This window comes from Chryseobacterium sp. SIMBA_038 (genome assembly GCF_046535115.1).
Taxonomy (GTDB): Bacteria; Bacteroidota; Bacteroidia; order Flavobacteriales; family Weeksellaceae; genus Chryseobacterium.
In genome coordinates this window covers 1-276 of record NZ_JAWRXH010000140.1, presented here as the reverse complement: position 1 = coordinate 276, position 276 = coordinate 1, and the positions used below count along the sequence as shown (strand labels likewise).

The following is a 276-nucleotide window of genomic DNA, read 5'->3' as shown; positions in this document are numbered from 1 at the left end:
CTGGTAATCCGGGGCAAGCCCGAGGCATTCCGCCGCCTTCCGTGCGGCCGCTTCGCGGATCGTCGCATCGTCGGCGTTGAGCGGTAGCTTTAGCGCGTTGAGGCGAGACGTGATATCGAGCAGGAACAGATTCGCAGTGCGGCGCGCATCGATATTGCGAGCTGCGTGACGCTCGCGCCACTGTTGGTCGATCCTGGCGCGCCAGCGAACCGGAAAGCCTTGCAGGCGTTCGCCCGCCCATTGCTCGTCTGACGATAGTCGGAGATATCCCATTCC

Annotated in this window: 1 protein-coding gene; it reads right to left on the bottom strand. The window is 63.4% G+C overall.

Translation table 11 applies throughout. The features are described from left to right. A partial coding sequence (locus tag SB689_RS23025) for a hypothetical protein (RefSeq protein ID WP_410694385.1) occupies window positions 1-276 on the bottom strand: 276 nt, incomplete at both ends.